The organism is Haladaptatus sp. QDMS2, from assembly GCF_029338295.1.
GTDB lineage: Archaea > Halobacteriota > Halobacteria > Halobacteriales > Halococcaceae > QDMS2.
The window spans coordinates 549929-564319 of the sequence record NZ_CP119791.1 but is presented as its reverse complement, the minus strand read 5'-3'; the positions used below and the strand labels follow the sequence as shown (position 1 = coordinate 564319).

Genomic DNA, 14391 nt, shown 5'->3' with positions numbered 1-14391 from the left:
AATGCTGACACCCGAGACACTCCCACGACACGAACTCATCGGCCTGCACGTGCGGGTCGCTGCCGCCGCCAACCCCGACCTCGTCGGGATAGCGGGGCGTGTCGTCGGTGAGACCACCCAGATGCTCCGCATCGAGGTGGGGTCTCGGGTTACGCACGTGCCCAAGCAGGCCTCGATACTCGAATTCGGACCCATAGATGAAGCTGCGGCCGACCGCAAGGAGGCCGGGACCGCATCCAAACCAGCAGGCGAGGATGCGGCTTACGTTACGGTGGATGGGGCCCGACTGCTCTCACACCCTGCTCTACGCACAGAAACTACAGGAGATTCCAAATGGCGTTAGGACTGAACGTACCAGAACCGGAAGCTACCTGCGCTGACGAGAACTGTCCGTTCCACGGCACGCTGTCCGTGCGCGGCCAGCTCCTCGAAGGCAAAGTAGCTTCGACGGATATGGATAAAACCGTGATCGTCGAACGCGAGTACGACGTGAAAGTACCGAAATACGACCGGTACATGAAGCGACGCTCGCGCATCCCGGCCCACGCACCTGAGTGCCTGGGTCTGGAGGTCGGCGACACGGTTCGTATCGCAGAGACACGACCGCTTTCGAAGACGAAAGCACACGTCGTGGTCGAGACAACAGGAGGCGATGCCTGATGAAAGCACTCAAAGCTGACATCACGCAAGGACTCGAGAAGGGTTCGATTATCACGTGTGCCGACAACACGGGCGCACGCGAACTCAAGGTCATCAGCGTTGCCGGCTACTCCGGCACCATCAACCGCCACCCCAAAGCGGGGCTCGCGGACAAGGTGACCGTCTCCGTGACGAAGGGGACCCCGGAAATGCGCCGGCAGGTCCTCGAGGCCGTCATTATCCGCCAGCGGAAACCGATTCGCCGTCCCGACGGACAGCGAGTCAAGTTCCAGGATAATGCCGCCGTCATCGTCGATGAGAACGAAGACCCACGCGGGACCGAAATCAAGGGTCCAATCGGGCGTGAGGTCGCAGAACGCTTCGGAAGCATCGCTTCCACAGCTACGATGATAGTATGACTCGACAACCAACCAAACAGCGAAACCAGACCGCGCGCGCACCGCTGCACGAGCGTCAGCGCCAGGTCCGTGCGACCCTCTCGGACGACCTCCGCGAGGAGTACGGCAAGCGAAACGTCCGCGTCAACGTGGGCGACATCGTCGAGGTCATGCGCGGTGATTTCGCCGGCGAAGAAGGCGAAGTCATCAAGGTGGACCTGAAGAAGGTCGTCATCCACGTCGAGGGTGTCACCATCGAGAAGGCAGACGGCGAAGAGGTCCCCCGTGCACTCGACACCAGCAACGTCCGCGTGACCGAGCTGAACCTGGAAGACGACGTGCGCGAGACGCGCCTGGAGGCAGACAATGAGTAAACACCAGAAGCGACTCTCAGTGCCAAAGTCCTGGCCGGTCGAGCGCAAGACCGCCGTCTTCACCGTGAAAGCGGGCGCAGGCCCCCACGGCGAAGAGGGCGTGCCGCTGCTCATCATCCTTCGCGACGTGCTCGGCTACGTCGACTCGAAGAAAGAAGCACGCTACGCGCTCAACCAGGGCACGGTGCTGGTAAATGGAACACACGTAACCGACGAACGCCGGCCAATCGGTATGTTCGACATCCTGTCGTTCACCGAGCGCGACGAGTACTACCGCGTCTTCCCAGACGAGGGTGGCCGTCTCGCACTGTCCGCGATTTCCGCGGACGCAGCCGACTCGAAGCTCGGGAAGATTACCGGCAAGCGCACCGTGCAGGGCGGCAAGACGCAGCTCGCACTGCACAACGGCCAGACGCTCCTCTTCGACGAGGACCCTGGCTACAGCACGAAGGACTCGCTCGTCGTCGACAGCGACGGGGAAGTCGTCGTCCACTTCGTCTACGAAGAGGGTGCGCTCGTGACCGCGACGAAGGGCCAGCACGCTGGCGAAATCGGGACGCTCGCGTCCATCGAGATTTCGCCGTCGTCGGCTCCGAACCACGTCGTCGTCGAACAGGAAGATGGCTCGTTCGAAACGCTCGAAGACTACCTCGTCGTCATCGACGAGAACTTCACGGGTGATGACGAATGAGCGAAGCTGAATTCCACGAGATGCGACAGCCTCGCGTCGAGAAGGTCGTCGTCCACATGGGCGTCGGCCGCGGTGGGCGCGAGCTCGCCAACGCGGAGGACATCTTAGAGAGCGTGACCGGCCAAGAGAGCGTTCGGACGCTCGCAAAGCGCACGGTCCCCGACTTCGGCATCCGCGAGGGTGACCCAATCGGGGCGAAAGTGACGCTCCGCCACGACGAAGCAGCGGAGTTCCTCACGACGGCGCTCAAGCTGGTCGACCTCAAGAAAACCCAGTTCGACGACAACGGGAACTTCAGCTTCGGGGTCGCGGAACACACCGAGTTCCCGAGCCAGGAGTACGACCCGAACATCGGGATTTACGGGCTTGACGTCACCGTCAACCTCGTCCGTCCCGGCTACCGCGTCGCAAAGCGCGACAAGGTGAACCGACAGATTCCGTCAGGTCACAGACTGACGGCCGAGGACGCCATCGCGTACCTCGAATCGACGTACGATGTGGAGGTGAACAAATGAGCGAGGAACTCGGCGAGCACGCCACGAAGCGAACGGGCCAGCTCCACCAGTGCCAGCGATGCGGTCGCAAGCAGGGCCTGGTGAGCAAGTACGATATCTGGCTCTGCCGGCAGTGCTTCCGTGAGATTGCCCGAAGCATGGGCTTCAAGAAATACAAGTAACATGGCGGACAACGACCCACTCAGCAGCGCACTCTCGGGCATCGACAATGCAGAGAGTGTCGGTCATCTGACCCAGACAGTTGAGCCCGCCTCGAACATCATCGGCAGCGTGCTTGAGGTCTTCTACGACCGCGGGTACATCAACGGCTTCGAGTTCGTCGAAGACGGCAAAGCCGGTCGATTCGAGGTCGAACTGAAAGGCGCGATAAACGAATGTGGTTCGGTCAAGCCCCGCTACTCGGCGGGTGCAGACGACTTCGAGAAATGGGAGAAGCGATTCCTCCCGGCCCGTGACTACGGGACCCTCGTCGTGACCACCAGCCACGGGATCATGAGCCATTACGAGGCCCGCGAACAGGGCATCGGTGGCCAGATCATCGCGTACGTGTACTGAACCATGGCACGAGTAGAACTCGAAATTCCGGACGACGTGACGGCCGAAGTAGATCGCTTCGACGTCACAATTAGCGGCCCAGAAGGATCGGTAACGCGCCGCTTCTGGTACCCGAACGTCACCATCACGGTCGAGGACGACGTCCTCGTCGTCGAGAGTGACGTAGAGAAAGCCAAGACGAACGCCACCATCGGGACGTTCTCGAGTCACATCGAGAACATGTTCCACGGCGTGACCGCGGGCTGGGAGTACAAGATGGAAGTCTTCTACTCTCACTTCCCAATGCAGGTTCGCGTCGAAGGTGACGACGTCGTCATCCAGAACTTCCTCGGTGAGAAGTCCCCGCGACGGACCACCATCCACGGCGACACGGAAGTCCAGGTTGACGGCGAAGAGGTGACCCTCTCCGGTCCCGACAAGGAACACGTCGGCCAGACCGCAGCGGACATCGAACAGCTCACCCGCGTCAAAGGCAAGGACACTCGGGTGTTCCAGGACGGCGTCTACATCATCGAAAAACCACAGCGAGGTGACGCCTGATGGCAGACGAAGACGCACCAAATGAACTGACCGACATTAGCGGTGTCGGCGAGGCAAAAGCCGAGGCACTCCGCGAAGCAGGCTACGAGACGGTCGAAGACGTAGCCCGTGCCTCCCAGGCTGACCTCGCCGAGGTCGACGGCATCGGCAACGCGCTCGCCGCCCGTATCAAAGCGGACGTTGGCGGGCTCGAAGTCTCAGAAGAGACGGACGCCGAAGTCGAAGACGAAGACGCGGAGGCCGAGGAGGCCGACGCCGAAGACGTCGAGACCGAACTGCAACCACGCGGACTGGTCAACAAGACCCCCGACCTCGACGACGAGGAAGCACGCCTCCTGCAGAAGCGTGCTCGCGTGAACAAACCGCAGTTCAACCGCCAGGACTATCACAAGAAAAAGCGGACGCCGACCTCGTGGCGCAAGCCACGCGGCGGCCTCTCGAAGCAGCGACGCGGCATCAAGGGCAAGGGCCCGATGGTCGAAGCCGGCTACCGCACCCCGAAATCGATTCGAGGGCGGCACCCGAGCGGCTTCGAAGAAGTCCGCGTCTTCAACGTCGACGACTTAGACGGCGTCGACGGTGACACGCAGGCGGCCCGCATCGCCTCCACGGTCGGTGCTCGCAAGCGCGAGCGCATCGAGGAGGAAGCGGAGGACCGCGGCATTCGCGTGCTCAACCCAACCTACGTCGAAGTTGAGGTGACAGACGAATGAGCGACCTGAAAGCACAGCGACGACTCGCTGCCGACGTCCTGGACGTCGGGAAGAACAAAGTCTGGATGGACCCAGAAGCGTCCGCCGAGATTGCAGAGGCAATCACGCGCGAGGACATCCGCGAACTCGTCGCGGACGGGTCTATCAAGGCGAAGGACAAGCGAGGCAACTCGCGTGGCCGTGCCCGAAAGCGCAACGAGAAGCGCGCCTACGGCCACCGCAAAGGCCCCGGTTCCCGCAAAGGGAAGGCTGGCGCACGACAGAACAAGAAAAAGGACTGGACGAGCCGCATTCGCGCACAGCGAAAGAAGCTCAAGGAACTCCGCGACGAGGGCGAACTCGACCGCACGCAGTACCGCTCGCTCTACAACAAGGCAAGCGGTGGCGAGTTCCGCAGTGTCCAGTACCTGCTCAACTACATCGAACAACAGTACGGTGACGAATAATGGCTAACGGACCACGATACAAGGTTCCGATGCGGCGCCGCCGCGAGGTCCGAACGGACTACCATCAGAGGTTGCGCCTGTTGAAATCCGGCAAGCCTCGTCTGGTCGCTCGCAAGAGCAACCAGCACATCAGGGCGCAGCTGATCACGGCTGGAGACGAAGGCGACGTAACACTCGCGAGTGCGACGTCCGCCGACCTCGCCGATTTCGGCTGGAAAGCTCCGACTGGTAACCTGCCCGCCGCGTACCTGACCGGCTTCCTCGCCGGCAAGCGCGCGCTCGAGGCAGGCCTCGAAGAGGCAGTGCTCGACATCGGCCTTAACACGGCAACCCCCGGCAACAAAGTGTTCGCAGTTCAGGAAGGCGCAATCGACGCGGGACTCGACATCCCGCACAACGAGAGCGTCCTCGCAGACTGGTCTCGCACCCGCGGCGAGCACATTGCCGAGTACGCAGCATCGCTCGACGAACCACTCTACAGCGGCGAGTTCGACGCGACCGAACTCCCCGAGCACTTCGACGAAGTGCGTGAACGAATGGAGAACGAATTATGAGCAACAACAACGGCTGGGAGCCACGAACCCGACTCGGCCGGAAGGTCGCAGAGGGCGACATCACCACGATGGAAGACGCCCTCAGCTCGGGGCTTCCGCTCAAGGAACCCCAGATCGTCGACCAGCTCCTCCCGGGGCTCGAAGACGACGTCCTGGACATCAACATGGTCCAGCGCATGACCGACTCCGGCCGACGTGTCAAGTTCCGCTCGGTCGTCGCCATCGGTAACCGCGACGGTTACGTTGGCTACGCCCAGGGACGAGACGACCAGGTCGGTGGCTCCATCCAGAAGGCAATCGAGCGCGCAAAACTGAACATCATCGACGTCTCGCGTGGCTGCGGGTCGTGGGAATGTGGCTGTGGGCGACCCCACACCGTCGCACTCCGCACGTCCGGCAAGGCAGGCAGCGTCGAGGTCGAGCTCCAGCCCGCACCACGCGGGCTCGGACTCGCGGGCGGGGAAACCGTCCGTTCGGTGCTCGAACTCGCCGGTATCGAAGACATCTGGACCCGCTCGTCGGGGAACACCCGCACGACGGTCAACTTCGCGAAAGCAACCTTCAACGCGCTTCGCAACACGGCTGAGGCACGCGTGCCCCAGCACGCCCGCGAACAGCGTGAGGTGATCGAATAATGCGAGCACTCGTCCAGATTCGCGGTGAAGTGAACATGGAACAGAGCGTCCGCGACACGCTCTCCATGCTCAACATCCACAAAGTCAACCACGCAACCTTCGTCCCCGAGACGGAGACCTACCGCGGCATGGTCACCAAGGTCAACGACTACGTTGCCCACGGCATCCCAAGCCAGGAGGTCGTCGAGACGCTCATTCGCACCCGCGCAGAGCCACTCGAAGGCAAGGCGACGGTCGACGACGACTGGGTGTCCGAGAACACCGACTACGACAGTATCGAAGCCCTCGCGGACGCCATCTACGCAGACGAGACGACGCTCCGCGAGCAGGGCCTCTCTCCAGTGCTTCGCCTGCACCCACCGCGCAAGGGTCACAAGGGCATCAAGCACGTCACTAAAGAGGGTGGCGAACTCGGTAAGCACACGACAGAGGAGATCGACCAGCTCCTCGAGGCGATGCGATAATCATGACCAGTAAGAAACGACGCCAGCGTGGCTCTCGCACTCACGGCGGCGGTACCCACAAGAACCGGCGCGGTGCCGGTAACCGTGGTGGCCGTGGTCGCGCGGGGCGCGCAAAACACGAGTTCCACAACTACGAACCGCTTGGCAAGCACGGGTTCACCCGTCCACCAGCCGTCCGTGAGGACGTCAGCACCATCGACGTGCAGACGTTAGACGAGAACGCGGCCGTTTACGCCGCAGACGGCCTCGCCGAAGAGACAGACAACGGCTTCAAACTGGACGTCCGCGACATCGTCGAGGACGGCTACGATGTAGACGTCGTCAAAGTCCTCGGTGGCAGCCAGATTCGTAACCAGCTCGTCGTAACGGCTGACGACTTCAGCGAGAGCGCACGCGAGCTCATCGAGGGCGAAGGCGGCGACGCCATCCTCAGTGAGCGCGGCGAAGAGCGCCAGGCTGAACTCGAAGCAGACGACGAAGACGAAGACGAGGACGCGGAGTAGACAAATGGGCTGGAAGGAGGCTGCTGAACCGGTGCTCACCCGAATGCCGTCAGTCCGTCGGCCGGAGGGACACGTCCCATTCCGGCGCAAGCTCGGCTGGACAGCCGGCATTCTGGTGTTGTATTTCTTCCTGACGAACGTGTTCCTGTACGGACTCGGCTCCGGGCAGTCAGACGTGTTCGGGCAGTTCCGCTCCATCCTCGCGGGTGGTCAGGGGACAATCCTGCAGCTCGGTATCGGTCCAATCGTCACCGCAAGCATTGTGCTGCAGCTACTCGGCGGCGCAGACCTCTTGGGCCTCGATACGAACAACCCGAGAGACCAGATCCTCTATCAGGGCCTCCAGAAGTTCCTGGTGGTGGTGATGATCTGTCTGACCGGCCTCCCGATGGTCTTCGCCGGAGACTTCCTCCCCGCAGACCCACAGGTCGCCCAGAATCTCGGAATTGGACTGAGTGGCGTAAAGTGGCTCATCTTCGCCCAAATCTTCGTCGGCGGTATCCTCATCCTGTTCATGGACGAGGTCGTCTCGAAGTGGGGCGTCGGGTCAGGGATTGGCCTGTTCATCATCGCCGGTGTCAGCCAGAGTCTCGTGGGTGGCTTCTTCGCCGTCCCCGGAATCGGGTCGAACGAGGCTGGCCTCTTCGCCACCTGGTTCGGCATGCTGACCGGCAGTGTGGACGTTCCGAGCCTCCTGACGCCACAGGGCCTTCAGGTCCTGTTCATGGGTGAAGGGCAGATTCTCGCGCTCATCACGACCCTGCTCATCTTCATCGTGGTCGTGTACGCAGAGAGCGTCCGCGTGGAGATTCCCCTCTCCCACTCCCGGGTGAAGGGTGCACGGGGTCGCTTCCCCGTGAAGCTCATCTACGCGAGCGTCCTGCCCATGATTCTCGTCCGCGCGCTGCAGGCGAACATCCAGTTCCTCGGGCGCATCCTCGAAGCCCAGTGGGCCGGAATGCCCGGCTGGGTCGGGACGTACGCCCAGGGACAACCCGTAAGCGGGTTGTTCTACTACCTGGCCCCCATCCAGTCTCCTGGACAGTGGATGTGGTGGCTCGGGCAGACGACCGCGGAGCCGTGGATGATCATCATCCGCGTGCTCATCGACCTGACCTTCATGGTCATCGGTGGCGCAATCTTCGCCATCTTCTGGGTGGAGACCACCGACATGGGGCCGGAAGCGACGGCGCGACAGATTCAGCGCTCGGGAATGCAGATTCCCGGCTTCCGTCAGAGTCCTGGCGTCATGGAGAAGGTCTTAGAACGCTACATCCCGCAGGTCACCATCATCGGTGGTGCCCTCGTGGGCCTGCTCGCCGTCATGGCGAACATGCTCGGCACCATCGGTGCCGTCTCCGGAACGGGGCTGCTGCTCACGGTCTCCATCACGTACAAACTGTACGAGGAAATCGCTGAGGAACAGCTCATGGAGATGCACCCGATGATGCGCCAGATGTTCGGCGGCGGCGACTAACGCACCCTCTCTACATTTCTCTCGTCTTTCGCGCAGCGAGCGACAGCGCCTGCTCTTGAACTGGCGAACGGTGGGGCATACCACTTTGCCTGCCAAAATCGCTTTTACGCTTCCGCCGGGTGGGTTTGCCATGACGGACTATACGCTGCACGTCCCGTCGATTCGAGGGGTAACCAAGGCGGCACCGAATCGTGCGTTGAGTGCCGACGACTTCGAGACCGACGACCTCGCTGACTTAGACGACTACTTCCTGCTTTCGACGTCGGGAATTCCACCGGAGTCGTTCGACGACCTGTACCTCCCGGTGGCCCACTTAGACCAGCGACTGAGCCTTCCACTGCTCGAACAGGCGCTCGAAGACGTAGAGACCTTAGACGACATCGACCCGGGAACGCGCAAGGAGACCATCAACATGCTCAACGACCTCGCAGAGTGCTTCCCGAACGAGGCTGTGTCTGCGCCCGAGGAGTAACTCAAACCCCGTCCTGTTTTTACCGACGCGCGTTCCAATCCACTGGCCCGCTTACGAATCGCTTTTTGAGCCGTGGCAACACCGTCTCAGACCACGCTTCGACGAAGTAGTCGTAGGCTTTCGTCCAGTTTGGTCCCTCGCCCCAGCCACTGTGCGTCAGGGTGACCTGCGTGCGGTCGTTCGGGAGGTCACGGAATCGGACGACGACGCTCGTGCGCTGGTCACGAACCGACGGGAGCCTCGGCGGTGCGTTCCAGGTGAAACTCAGCATGCGCTTCGGTTCGATTGCGAGAACGACGTTGCCCTCGCCACCGCGAAGGCCCTCGTCTGCGTCAAGGTCAAAGAACAGCTCGTAGGCTCCCATCGGTTCGAGTTCGACGGTGCAGTCGGGCGCGAAGAAACTCCGAAGTCCAGCCTCGGTCGTCCAGGCGTCCCAGACTGCGTCACGGCTCGCCGGAACGGTCACCGTCGCGTGGATAACTCGCTCGCGCCCGGTGGTTCGTAGGTGCATAAATGAAGTAGGTCAGCAGTGCGTGTAAACTGTGCTCTCAACGCACTCGAGGTGCGCGTGGACGTGCTACTGGCATCGGGCCGAATGGTTCTGGCGCGAATAGCGAGAAGTTGGCCGCGTCTCCACAGACGGCGCACGTTCGTGGCGACGTCGTAGACGACGTCGCGAAGACGGCACCGCAGTGTCTGCAAACGTGTAATATCGTTCTGTCTCCCATACTCTTACTGGGTACCGTAGTACCCACATGACATTCGATAGCAGAGATAGTGAAAATTTTTCAACAAATTCAGACTATCGCGTCCTCATGACTCGGCGAGAGGTTGAAGTACGTCGTACGCCAATTGTTCACACATGTGGATTTTCCAAACCGGTCTCGGGGGGACCGGTGTCGAGACGGGGTTGGGAGACCTCGTTGCGGCGGCCGTCATCTGGGCTGGCGTGATAGTGCTCGCCTTGCTCATGGGCAAGGCGTACGATTTCTTCTACGAATTTTTCAATCCGGTCGTCGACGAGGAGTGGGAGTGAGCAACGGCGTAGCCGTTGCGAACGCCGATGCGGCAAAGCCGCATCGGAAGTGAGCGAAAGCTTCGTTTTCGCGAACCCTGCTGGCGCACAAACTCGGCAGTAATTCCTTTGTAAGACGAGTCCTTGCCCCCGCGTGTTGCATGAGCCAGCCGACCGACCCGGTAGAAGACGGTTACGACGGCGATGACGACCTCTATGACGTCACTCGCTGGGAGGTCAGGTCGCCGGTGGACAGACTCGCAACTGCCATCCACGGGGCGATTACCAACAACAAGGGGCGCTTTCTCGTCGCGCTCGCCCTGCTCGTGTTCCTCGGGCAACTCGGATTGACTGGATACGCCATCGCGACCAGTCCGACGCTCGGCGTGCTCACGCTCATCTCGGTGGTGCCGGCGTTCGCGCTCGCGGCGTTCATCTGGTACGAGGACGTGACGATGCGCGAACCGTGGGAAACGCTCGCCATTACGTTCCTGCTCGGCGTCCTGTTTGCGAGTTTCGCCGCCGTGGTGAACTCCGCGCTCAAGCTGGCCTTCGGGCTGATTCCGCTCGTCGGAACCATCTTGTTTTTCTTCCTCGTCGTCGGCCCAATCGAGGAGACGGTGAAGATACTCGCCGTTCGCGTCCACGCCTTCAACACGAGCGAGTTCGACGCGGTGGTCGATGGTGCGGTGTACGGCGCAGTCGCGGGCCTCGGCTTCGCTACCATCGAAAACTCGCTGTACATTACCCGTGAGGTGCTCACCGCAGCCCAGAATTCCGGTGCAGCGTCCCAGTTACAGGTCGCACTACAAACGGCCACCTCGCGGGCGTTCGCCGGGCCAGGCCACGTCATCTACTCTGCGTTCGCGGGCTACTACCTCGGCCTCGCCAAATTCAACCCCGAGAATCGCGGCCCCATCGTCGTGAAGGGCCTGCTCATCGCCACCGTGATTCACGCGACGTACAACACCCTCGTGACCGTGCTTCCGTTCGGGGGCGGCGTCGCGTTTATCGGTTTCGTCATCCTCTACGATGGGGTCTTTGGCTACTTGCTGTACCGGAAGCTGGCGCGGTACAAACACCGCCACCGGGAGGCGACCACGCAGAAACAGGCAGTAGCGACGGACGACTGACGCGGGCGTTAGCCGAAGACGCCCGAAAGAAGGTCGTTGTTTTTGTCTTTCCCGTTTTTCTGCCCGTTGCTGTTCTCTGAGTTGCCGGGGCCGTCCGTCGTCTCTGTGTCATCGTCGTCGCTGATGACGATGATTCCGTCGTCAGAGTCGTCGCTCTCTTCGTCGTCAGTCTCCTGTTCGTCGTCCGAATCGGCCTCATCCTCGGTCGTGGTTTCATCGCCAGCGTCGGTTTCGGTCGTCGGTTCCGGCGTCGTCGTCTCGGTCGTCGCTGTAGCCTCTGGTGTCGAGTCAGTCTCGGTCGGTTCGGTGGTGGCCGACGGGGACTGCGTCTGGGTTGCCGTGTTCGGGGCGTCCGACTGATTACCGTCGGGGAGTTGGTTCATCGAGGGACCGACGTCAGGCGAGAACGGTGCGATGCCCGTCGCGACGGCGATGCCGGAGACGAACAGCAGCGCGCCGACGAGGTAGAGGGACTTCTGGGTAATGCCCATCGTTGGTAGTTGCTCTGGGGCGAGCAACCGTTATTATCCGCAGACTAAAAGGGGTGAACGGGTCAGCGACCGAACAGGCGCTCTTTCAGCGTTCGGCTGCGAGCCTTCTCTGCGAGCAACACCGAACACGAGATGTCGTCCACCACGTCGAGGACGAGCGACCCACGGAGCAGGCGCGTGAGGAGGCCGCGTTCGGTCGCGCCGATTATGACGAGCGTCGAGTCTTCGGCCGCCGTCTCGATTGCCCGCTCTACGTTGCCGGAGGTGTCGATGCGCAGCGAGGCGTCCGTGAGGTCGTGGTCTGCCGCCCAGCCTTCGAGGAAGGCCCGTCCCTCCGATTCCTCTTCGGGGCTATTGACGGCGTGCAAGAGCGTGATTTCCGAGCCGTACTCTACGCGGAGCAGTTTCGCGACGGCCGCAGACAGGTCCGAGTCGGGCCCGCCGGCGGTCGGCACGAGGAGCTTCGAGGGGTCGAGGCCGCGGTCTTTGAGCACGAGGAAGTCACACGGGATGTCCTCGGTCAGTTCGTCGAGAGCACCCTCCGCGCGGCCGGGAGAGCCGTGGGCGTCCTCGCCCCAGCCCATGACGACGAGGTCGGCCTCGTGCGTTTTCGCGGCGTCGAAGATTTCCTCGAACGAGCGATGCGAGAGGATGGTGTGGGTGTCTACGTCTACGCCAAACGTGGTCGCGTCTTCCCGAGCGCGTTCGAGCAGCGTGGAGGATTCTGCGTCCAACTGGTCCTTGTAGGCCGCTGCGCCTGCGAGCGCTGTCTGGTCGGGAACCGTGATGATGTGGATGGCGTCTACGGTGCCACCGTTCTGTTTCGCAATCGCGCTCCCGAGGGTGATGAGGTCCTTCTCGCTTTTCGGGTTCGCGAGGGGAACCATGACGCGGTAGGAGCCGCCGTCGGGCTGGACTGCGCCGGCGGCGGAGACGGCGGGTTCCGGCATCACGTCGGACCGGTTCAGGATGTACTGGCTCAAGATGCCCTGTTTTTCCGTCCGCGACCGGGCGTAGAAGATGTACCAGAGGGCGGCGAAGGCGACGAACCCGAGGCTGAGAACGACGACGAACGGTTCGATGAACGCCACGAGTGCGAACGAGATGACCGCCCCGAGAATCGGGACAATCGGGTAGAACGGAACCCGGTAATCCGGCTGGTAGTCCGCTGGATTCGCCTCGCGCATCACGATGAGCGCGATATTGAGCAGGCCGTAGATGATGAGGTGGAGCGTACTCCCGGCCGTCGAGAGCGTCTCTAGGTCGCCAAAGAGGATGAACAGCAAGATGAACGCGCCCGTGAGGCCGATGGCCCGATAGGGCGTCCCAAAGCGCGGGTGAATCGTGTTCAGTTCCTCGGAGACGATCTTGTCTCGCCCCATGGCGAAGTTGATGCGCGAGGACGCGAGAATCGAGGCGTTCGCGCTCGACGCGGTGGCGAGCAACCCGCCAAAGAGGAGGGCGATTGCGCCGATTGGGCCGAGGAGGATTCGCGCCACGTCCACGACCGCCGTGTCGTTGCCCGCGACCACGCTGTTCGGCACGGCGGCAAGCACGACGAGCAGGACGAGCGCGTAGATGGCGGTCACGAGGAGGACGCTCCCGATGACTGCGCGAGGGAGGTTGCGTCCGGGGTCTTTGATTTCCTCTGCGACCGACGTAATCTGGACGAATCCGAGGTAGGAGACGAAGATGATGCCCGTCACCGGCAGGAGCGCCCCGTAGCCGTCGGGGGCGAACGGTCGAAGCGAAGAGAGGTCTGCCTGAAGTGCGCCAAAGAGTGTGAACACGGTGAGGATGGCGACGAGCGTGATGACGATGATGTTCTGGAGACGACCCGTCTCCTTCGCGCCGACGTAGTTGATGAGCGTGAACAGCGCCGCCCCGACGAGGGCGATAATCTTCGCCGACGTGAGCGCCAGTGGCCCGATGGTAAACGAGGGAACGTCTACGAACACGGCGACGTACTGGCCGAAGCCGAACATGTAGAACGCGGAGGCGAAGGCCAGTCCCATCCAGTTCGCCCAGCCAGCGACGCTGCCAAAGAGGGGGCCGAGGGCGTGGTTGACGTAGTAGTACGCCCCGCCGGCTTTCGGCATGGCGGTGCCGAGTTCGCTAGCCGAGAGCGCCGTGAGCAGGGCGATACCGCCGCCGAGGACGAACGCGCCTGCTGCGAGTGGCCCGGCAGACTCGACGGCCACGCCGGGCAGCACGAAGATGCCGGCCCCAATCATCGTCCCCACGCCGATGGTCAGCGCGGCGAGCGGGCCGAGGTCTTTCGCGAGTTCTTCGTCGCTCATTCGTCAGGCGCGTCCGGCAAGACGACCACCGGCCGGTCGGTTTCGGTCACGAGCGACAGTGCGACGTCACCGGTGAGGAGTCGAACCCACCGGCTGCCACCCCGTGGCGAGAACGCGATTGAACTGGCGTCGACGTCGGCGGCGGCAGCGAAAATCGTGTCCGCAATGTCCGTGCCGTAGCGCAGATCGGTTTCGACGGTGGCATCCGCGAGGGTGTCCTGGACGACGTCGAAAATCTTCGTCGCGCCTTCCTGGCGCTGTTCGACCGAGGCCTTGTCGGGTGCGCCACCGGCTTTTTCGATGACGTGGAGTGCGACGACGCGACTCTCGGCGTCCAAATACGGAGCGAGTGCCAAACAGGTCGTCCGCGCATCGTCCTCGTCAGCGACCGGGACGACGACGCACTCGAAGATGGACTTACCCATCGACGAACCCCCCTGTCTGTGTTCGTTCGATTACCTGATTGTCGAGTGACC

Annotated in this window: 23 protein-coding genes; 19 read left to right on the top strand and 4 right to left on the bottom strand. The window is 62.2% G+C overall.

Features of this window, described 5'->3' with window-relative positions; genetic code table 11:
• The first annotated feature begins 1 nt into the window (after position 1).
• The 17 genes from P1M51_RS03010 (at position 2) to P1M51_RS02930 (ending at position 8976) form a co-directional block, all read left to right on the top strand.
• Positions 2 to 343 (top strand): ribonuclease P protein component 1, encoded by a 342-nt coding sequence (locus tag P1M51_RS03010; RefSeq protein ID WP_276246716.1) that lies wholly within the window; start codon positions 2 to 4, stop codon positions 341 to 343.
• Entirely contained in the window at positions 334 to 660 is a 327-nt protein-coding gene (locus P1M51_RS03005) for a 30S ribosomal protein S17 (RefSeq protein WP_276246715.1), read from the top strand. Before P1M51_RS03010 ends, P1M51_RS03005 begins: the two co-directional genes overlap by 10 nt.
• Positions 660 to 1058, top strand: a complete 399-nt coding sequence (locus P1M51_RS03000) for a 50S ribosomal protein L14 (RefSeq protein WP_276246714.1) — start codon at positions 660 to 662, stop codon at positions 1056 to 1058. The genes P1M51_RS03005 and P1M51_RS03000 overlap by 1 nt, the downstream gene beginning before the upstream one ends.
• A complete protein-coding gene (rplX, locus tag P1M51_RS02995; protein WP_276246713.1) occupies positions 1055 to 1411 on the top strand; it encodes a 50S ribosomal protein L24 in 357 nt (118 codons plus the stop codon). The genes P1M51_RS03000 and rplX overlap by 4 nt, the downstream gene beginning before the upstream one ends.
• Positions 1404 to 2102 (top strand): 30S ribosomal protein S4e, encoded by a 699-nt coding sequence (locus tag P1M51_RS02990; RefSeq protein WP_276246712.1) that lies wholly within the window; start codon positions 1404 to 1406, stop codon positions 2100 to 2102. Before rplX ends, P1M51_RS02990 begins: the two co-directional genes overlap by 8 nt.
• Complete coding sequence (locus P1M51_RS02985) at positions 2099 to 2617, top strand: 50S ribosomal protein L5 (protein WP_276246711.1); 519 nt, start codon at positions 2099 to 2101, stop codon at positions 2615 to 2617. Before P1M51_RS02990 ends, P1M51_RS02985 begins: the two co-directional genes overlap by 4 nt.
• Positions 2614 to 2778 (top strand): 30S ribosomal protein S14, encoded by a 165-nt coding sequence (locus tag P1M51_RS02980; RefSeq protein WP_276246710.1) that lies wholly within the window; start codon positions 2614 to 2616, stop codon positions 2776 to 2778. Before P1M51_RS02985 ends, P1M51_RS02980 begins: the two co-directional genes overlap by 4 nt.
• 1 nt (position 2779) lies before the next feature.
• A complete protein-coding gene (locus tag P1M51_RS02975; protein ID WP_276246709.1) occupies positions 2780 to 3172 on the top strand; it encodes a 30S ribosomal protein S8 in 393 nt (130 codons plus the stop codon).
• A gap of 3 nt (positions 3173 to 3175) precedes the next feature.
• Positions 3176 to 3712, top strand: a complete 537-nt coding sequence (locus P1M51_RS02970; RefSeq protein WP_276246708.1) for a 50S ribosomal protein L6 — start codon at positions 3176 to 3178, stop codon at positions 3710 to 3712.
• Positions 3712 to 4425, top strand: coding sequence for a 50S ribosomal protein L32e (locus tag P1M51_RS02965; RefSeq protein ID WP_276246707.1), 714 nt, complete (start codon positions 3712 to 3714; stop codon positions 4423 to 4425). The genes P1M51_RS02970 and P1M51_RS02965 overlap by 1 nt, the downstream gene beginning before the upstream one ends.
• Positions 4422 to 4871 (top strand): 50S ribosomal protein L19e, encoded by a 450-nt coding sequence (locus P1M51_RS02960; protein WP_276246706.1) that lies wholly within the window; start codon positions 4422 to 4424, stop codon positions 4869 to 4871. The genes P1M51_RS02965 and P1M51_RS02960 overlap by 4 nt, the downstream gene beginning before the upstream one ends.
• Positions 4871 to 5425 carry a 50S ribosomal protein L18 gene (locus P1M51_RS02955; RefSeq protein ID WP_276246705.1) on the top strand — a complete coding sequence of 185 codons (555 nt, stop codon included), beginning with the start codon at positions 4871 to 4873 and terminating at the stop codon, positions 5423 to 5425. The genes P1M51_RS02960 and P1M51_RS02955 overlap by 1 nt, the downstream gene beginning before the upstream one ends.
• Positions 5422 to 6060, top strand: a complete 639-nt coding sequence (locus tag P1M51_RS02950) for a 30S ribosomal protein S5 (RefSeq protein ID WP_276246704.1) — start codon at positions 5422 to 5424, stop codon at positions 6058 to 6060. The genes P1M51_RS02955 and P1M51_RS02950 overlap by 4 nt, the downstream gene beginning before the upstream one ends.
• Complete coding sequence (gene rpmD, locus P1M51_RS02945) at positions 6060 to 6524, top strand: 50S ribosomal protein L30 (RefSeq protein ID WP_276246703.1); 465 nt, start codon at positions 6060 to 6062, stop codon at positions 6522 to 6524. The genes P1M51_RS02950 and rpmD overlap by 1 nt, the downstream gene beginning before the upstream one ends.
• 2 nt (positions 6525 to 6526) lie before the next feature.
• Complete coding sequence (locus P1M51_RS02940) at positions 6527 to 7027, top strand: uL15m family ribosomal protein (protein WP_276246702.1); 501 nt, start codon at positions 6527 to 6529, stop codon at positions 7025 to 7027.
• A gap of 4 nt (positions 7028 to 7031) precedes the next feature.
• Positions 7032 to 8504, top strand: a complete 1473-nt coding sequence (secY, locus tag P1M51_RS02935; protein WP_276246701.1) for a preprotein translocase subunit SecY — start codon at positions 7032 to 7034, stop codon at positions 8502 to 8504.
• A gap of 130 nt (positions 8505 to 8634) precedes the next feature.
• Positions 8635 to 8976, top strand: a complete 342-nt coding sequence (locus P1M51_RS02930; protein ID WP_276246700.1) for a hypothetical protein — start codon at positions 8635 to 8637, stop codon at positions 8974 to 8976.
• A 19-nt stretch (positions 8977 to 8995) separates the two neighbouring features.
• Here the strand turns inward: P1M51_RS02930 and P1M51_RS02925 are convergent, their stop codons facing one another.
• Positions 8996 to 9487 carry an SRPBCC domain-containing protein gene (locus tag P1M51_RS02925; protein WP_276246699.1) on the bottom strand — a complete coding sequence of 164 codons (492 nt, stop codon included), beginning with the start codon at positions 9485 to 9487 and terminating at the stop codon, positions 8996 to 8998.
• A 351-nt stretch (positions 9488 to 9838) separates the two neighbouring features.
• On the opposite strand from P1M51_RS02925, the gene P1M51_RS02920 reads away from it, so the two are divergent.
• Together P1M51_RS02920 and P1M51_RS02915 are read left to right on the top strand one after the other, a co-directional pair.
• Complete coding sequence (locus P1M51_RS02920; protein WP_276246698.1) at positions 9839 to 10012, top strand: hypothetical protein; 174 nt, start codon at positions 9839 to 9841, stop codon at positions 10010 to 10012.
• 140 nt (positions 10013 to 10152) lie between these two features.
• Positions 10153 to 11124 (top strand): PrsW family intramembrane metalloprotease, encoded by a 972-nt coding sequence (locus P1M51_RS02915; protein ID WP_276246697.1) that lies wholly within the window; start codon positions 10153 to 10155, stop codon positions 11122 to 11124.
• 8 nt (positions 11125 to 11132) lie between these two features.
• Here the strand turns inward: P1M51_RS02915 and P1M51_RS02910 are convergent, their stop codons facing one another.
• From P1M51_RS02910 to P1M51_RS02900, 3 genes are all read right to left on the bottom strand, one after another.
• Positions 11133 to 11615: a hypothetical protein gene (locus P1M51_RS02910; RefSeq protein WP_276246696.1), complete on the bottom strand. Its 483-nt coding sequence runs from the start codon at positions 11613 to 11615 to the stop codon at positions 11133 to 11135.
• A 62-nt stretch (positions 11616 to 11677) separates the two neighbouring features.
• Entirely contained in the window at positions 11678 to 13915 is a 2238-nt protein-coding gene (locus P1M51_RS02905) for an amino acid permease (RefSeq protein WP_276246695.1), read from the bottom strand.
• Complete coding sequence (locus P1M51_RS02900; protein ID WP_276246694.1) at positions 13912 to 14340, bottom strand: universal stress protein; 429 nt, start codon at positions 14338 to 14340, stop codon at positions 13912 to 13914. The genes P1M51_RS02905 and P1M51_RS02900 overlap by 4 nt, the downstream gene beginning before the upstream one ends.
• Between the last annotated feature and the right edge of the window lie 51 nt (positions 14341 to 14391).

Coding starts and splice junctions, on each gene's coding strand:
- P1M51_RS02970 (WP_276246708.1), top strand. CDS start 3,176: ATGGCACGAGTAGAACTCGAAATTCCGGACGACGTGACGGCCGAAGTA.
- P1M51_RS03000 (WP_276246714.1), top strand. CDS start 660: ATGAAAGCACTCAAAGCTGACATCACGCAAGGACTCGAGAAGGGTTCG.
- P1M51_RS02980 (WP_276246710.1), top strand. CDS start 2,614: ATGAGCGAGGAACTCGGCGAGCACGCCACGAAGCGAACGGGCCAGCTC.
- P1M51_RS02975 (WP_276246709.1), top strand. CDS start 2,780: ATGGCGGACAACGACCCACTCAGCAGCGCACTCTCGGGCATCGACAAT.
- P1M51_RS02930 (WP_276246700.1), top strand. CDS start 8,635: ATGACGGACTATACGCTGCACGTCCCGTCGATTCGAGGGGTAACCAAG.
- rpmD (WP_276246703.1), top strand. CDS start 6,060: ATGCGAGCACTCGTCCAGATTCGCGGTGAAGTGAACATGGAACAGAGC.
- P1M51_RS03010 (WP_276246716.1), top strand. CDS start 2: ATGCTGACACCCGAGACACTCCCACGACACGAACTCATCGGCCTGCAC.
- secY (WP_276246701.1), top strand. CDS start 7,032: ATGGGCTGGAAGGAGGCTGCTGAACCGGTGCTCACCCGAATGCCGTCA.
- P1M51_RS02985 (WP_276246711.1), top strand. CDS start 2,099: ATGAGCGAAGCTGAATTCCACGAGATGCGACAGCCTCGCGTCGAGAAG.
- P1M51_RS02940 (WP_276246702.1), top strand. CDS start 6,527: ATGACCAGTAAGAAACGACGCCAGCGTGGCTCTCGCACTCACGGCGGC.
- P1M51_RS02960 (WP_276246706.1), top strand. CDS start 4,422: ATGAGCGACCTGAAAGCACAGCGACGACTCGCTGCCGACGTCCTGGAC.
- P1M51_RS02950 (WP_276246704.1), top strand. CDS start 5,422: ATGAGCAACAACAACGGCTGGGAGCCACGAACCCGACTCGGCCGGAAG.
- P1M51_RS02965 (WP_276246707.1), top strand. CDS start 3,712: ATGGCAGACGAAGACGCACCAAATGAACTGACCGACATTAGCGGTGTC.
- P1M51_RS02900 (WP_276246694.1), bottom strand. CDS start 14,340: ATGGGTAAGTCCATCTTCGAGTGCGTCGTCGTCCCGGTCGCTGACGAG.
- P1M51_RS02955 (WP_276246705.1), top strand. CDS start 4,871: ATGGCTAACGGACCACGATACAAGGTTCCGATGCGGCGCCGCCGCGAG.
- P1M51_RS02925 (WP_276246699.1), bottom strand. CDS start 9,487: ATGCACCTACGAACCACCGGGCGCGAGCGAGTTATCCACGCGACGGTG.
- P1M51_RS02920 (WP_276246698.1), top strand. CDS start 9,839: ATGTGGATTTTCCAAACCGGTCTCGGGGGGACCGGTGTCGAGACGGGG.
- rplX (WP_276246713.1), top strand. CDS start 1,055: ATGACTCGACAACCAACCAAACAGCGAAACCAGACCGCGCGCGCACCG.
- P1M51_RS02915 (WP_276246697.1), top strand. CDS start 10,153: ATGAGCCAGCCGACCGACCCGGTAGAAGACGGTTACGACGGCGATGAC.
- P1M51_RS02910 (WP_276246696.1), bottom strand. CDS start 11,615: ATGGGCATTACCCAGAAGTCCCTCTACCTCGTCGGCGCGCTGCTGTTC.
- P1M51_RS02990 (WP_276246712.1), top strand. CDS start 1,404: ATGAGTAAACACCAGAAGCGACTCTCAGTGCCAAAGTCCTGGCCGGTC.
- P1M51_RS03005 (WP_276246715.1), top strand. CDS start 334: ATGGCGTTAGGACTGAACGTACCAGAACCGGAAGCTACCTGCGCTGAC.
- P1M51_RS02905 (WP_276246695.1), bottom strand. CDS start 13,915: ATGAGCGACGAAGAACTCGCGAAAGACCTCGGCCCGCTCGCCGCGCTG.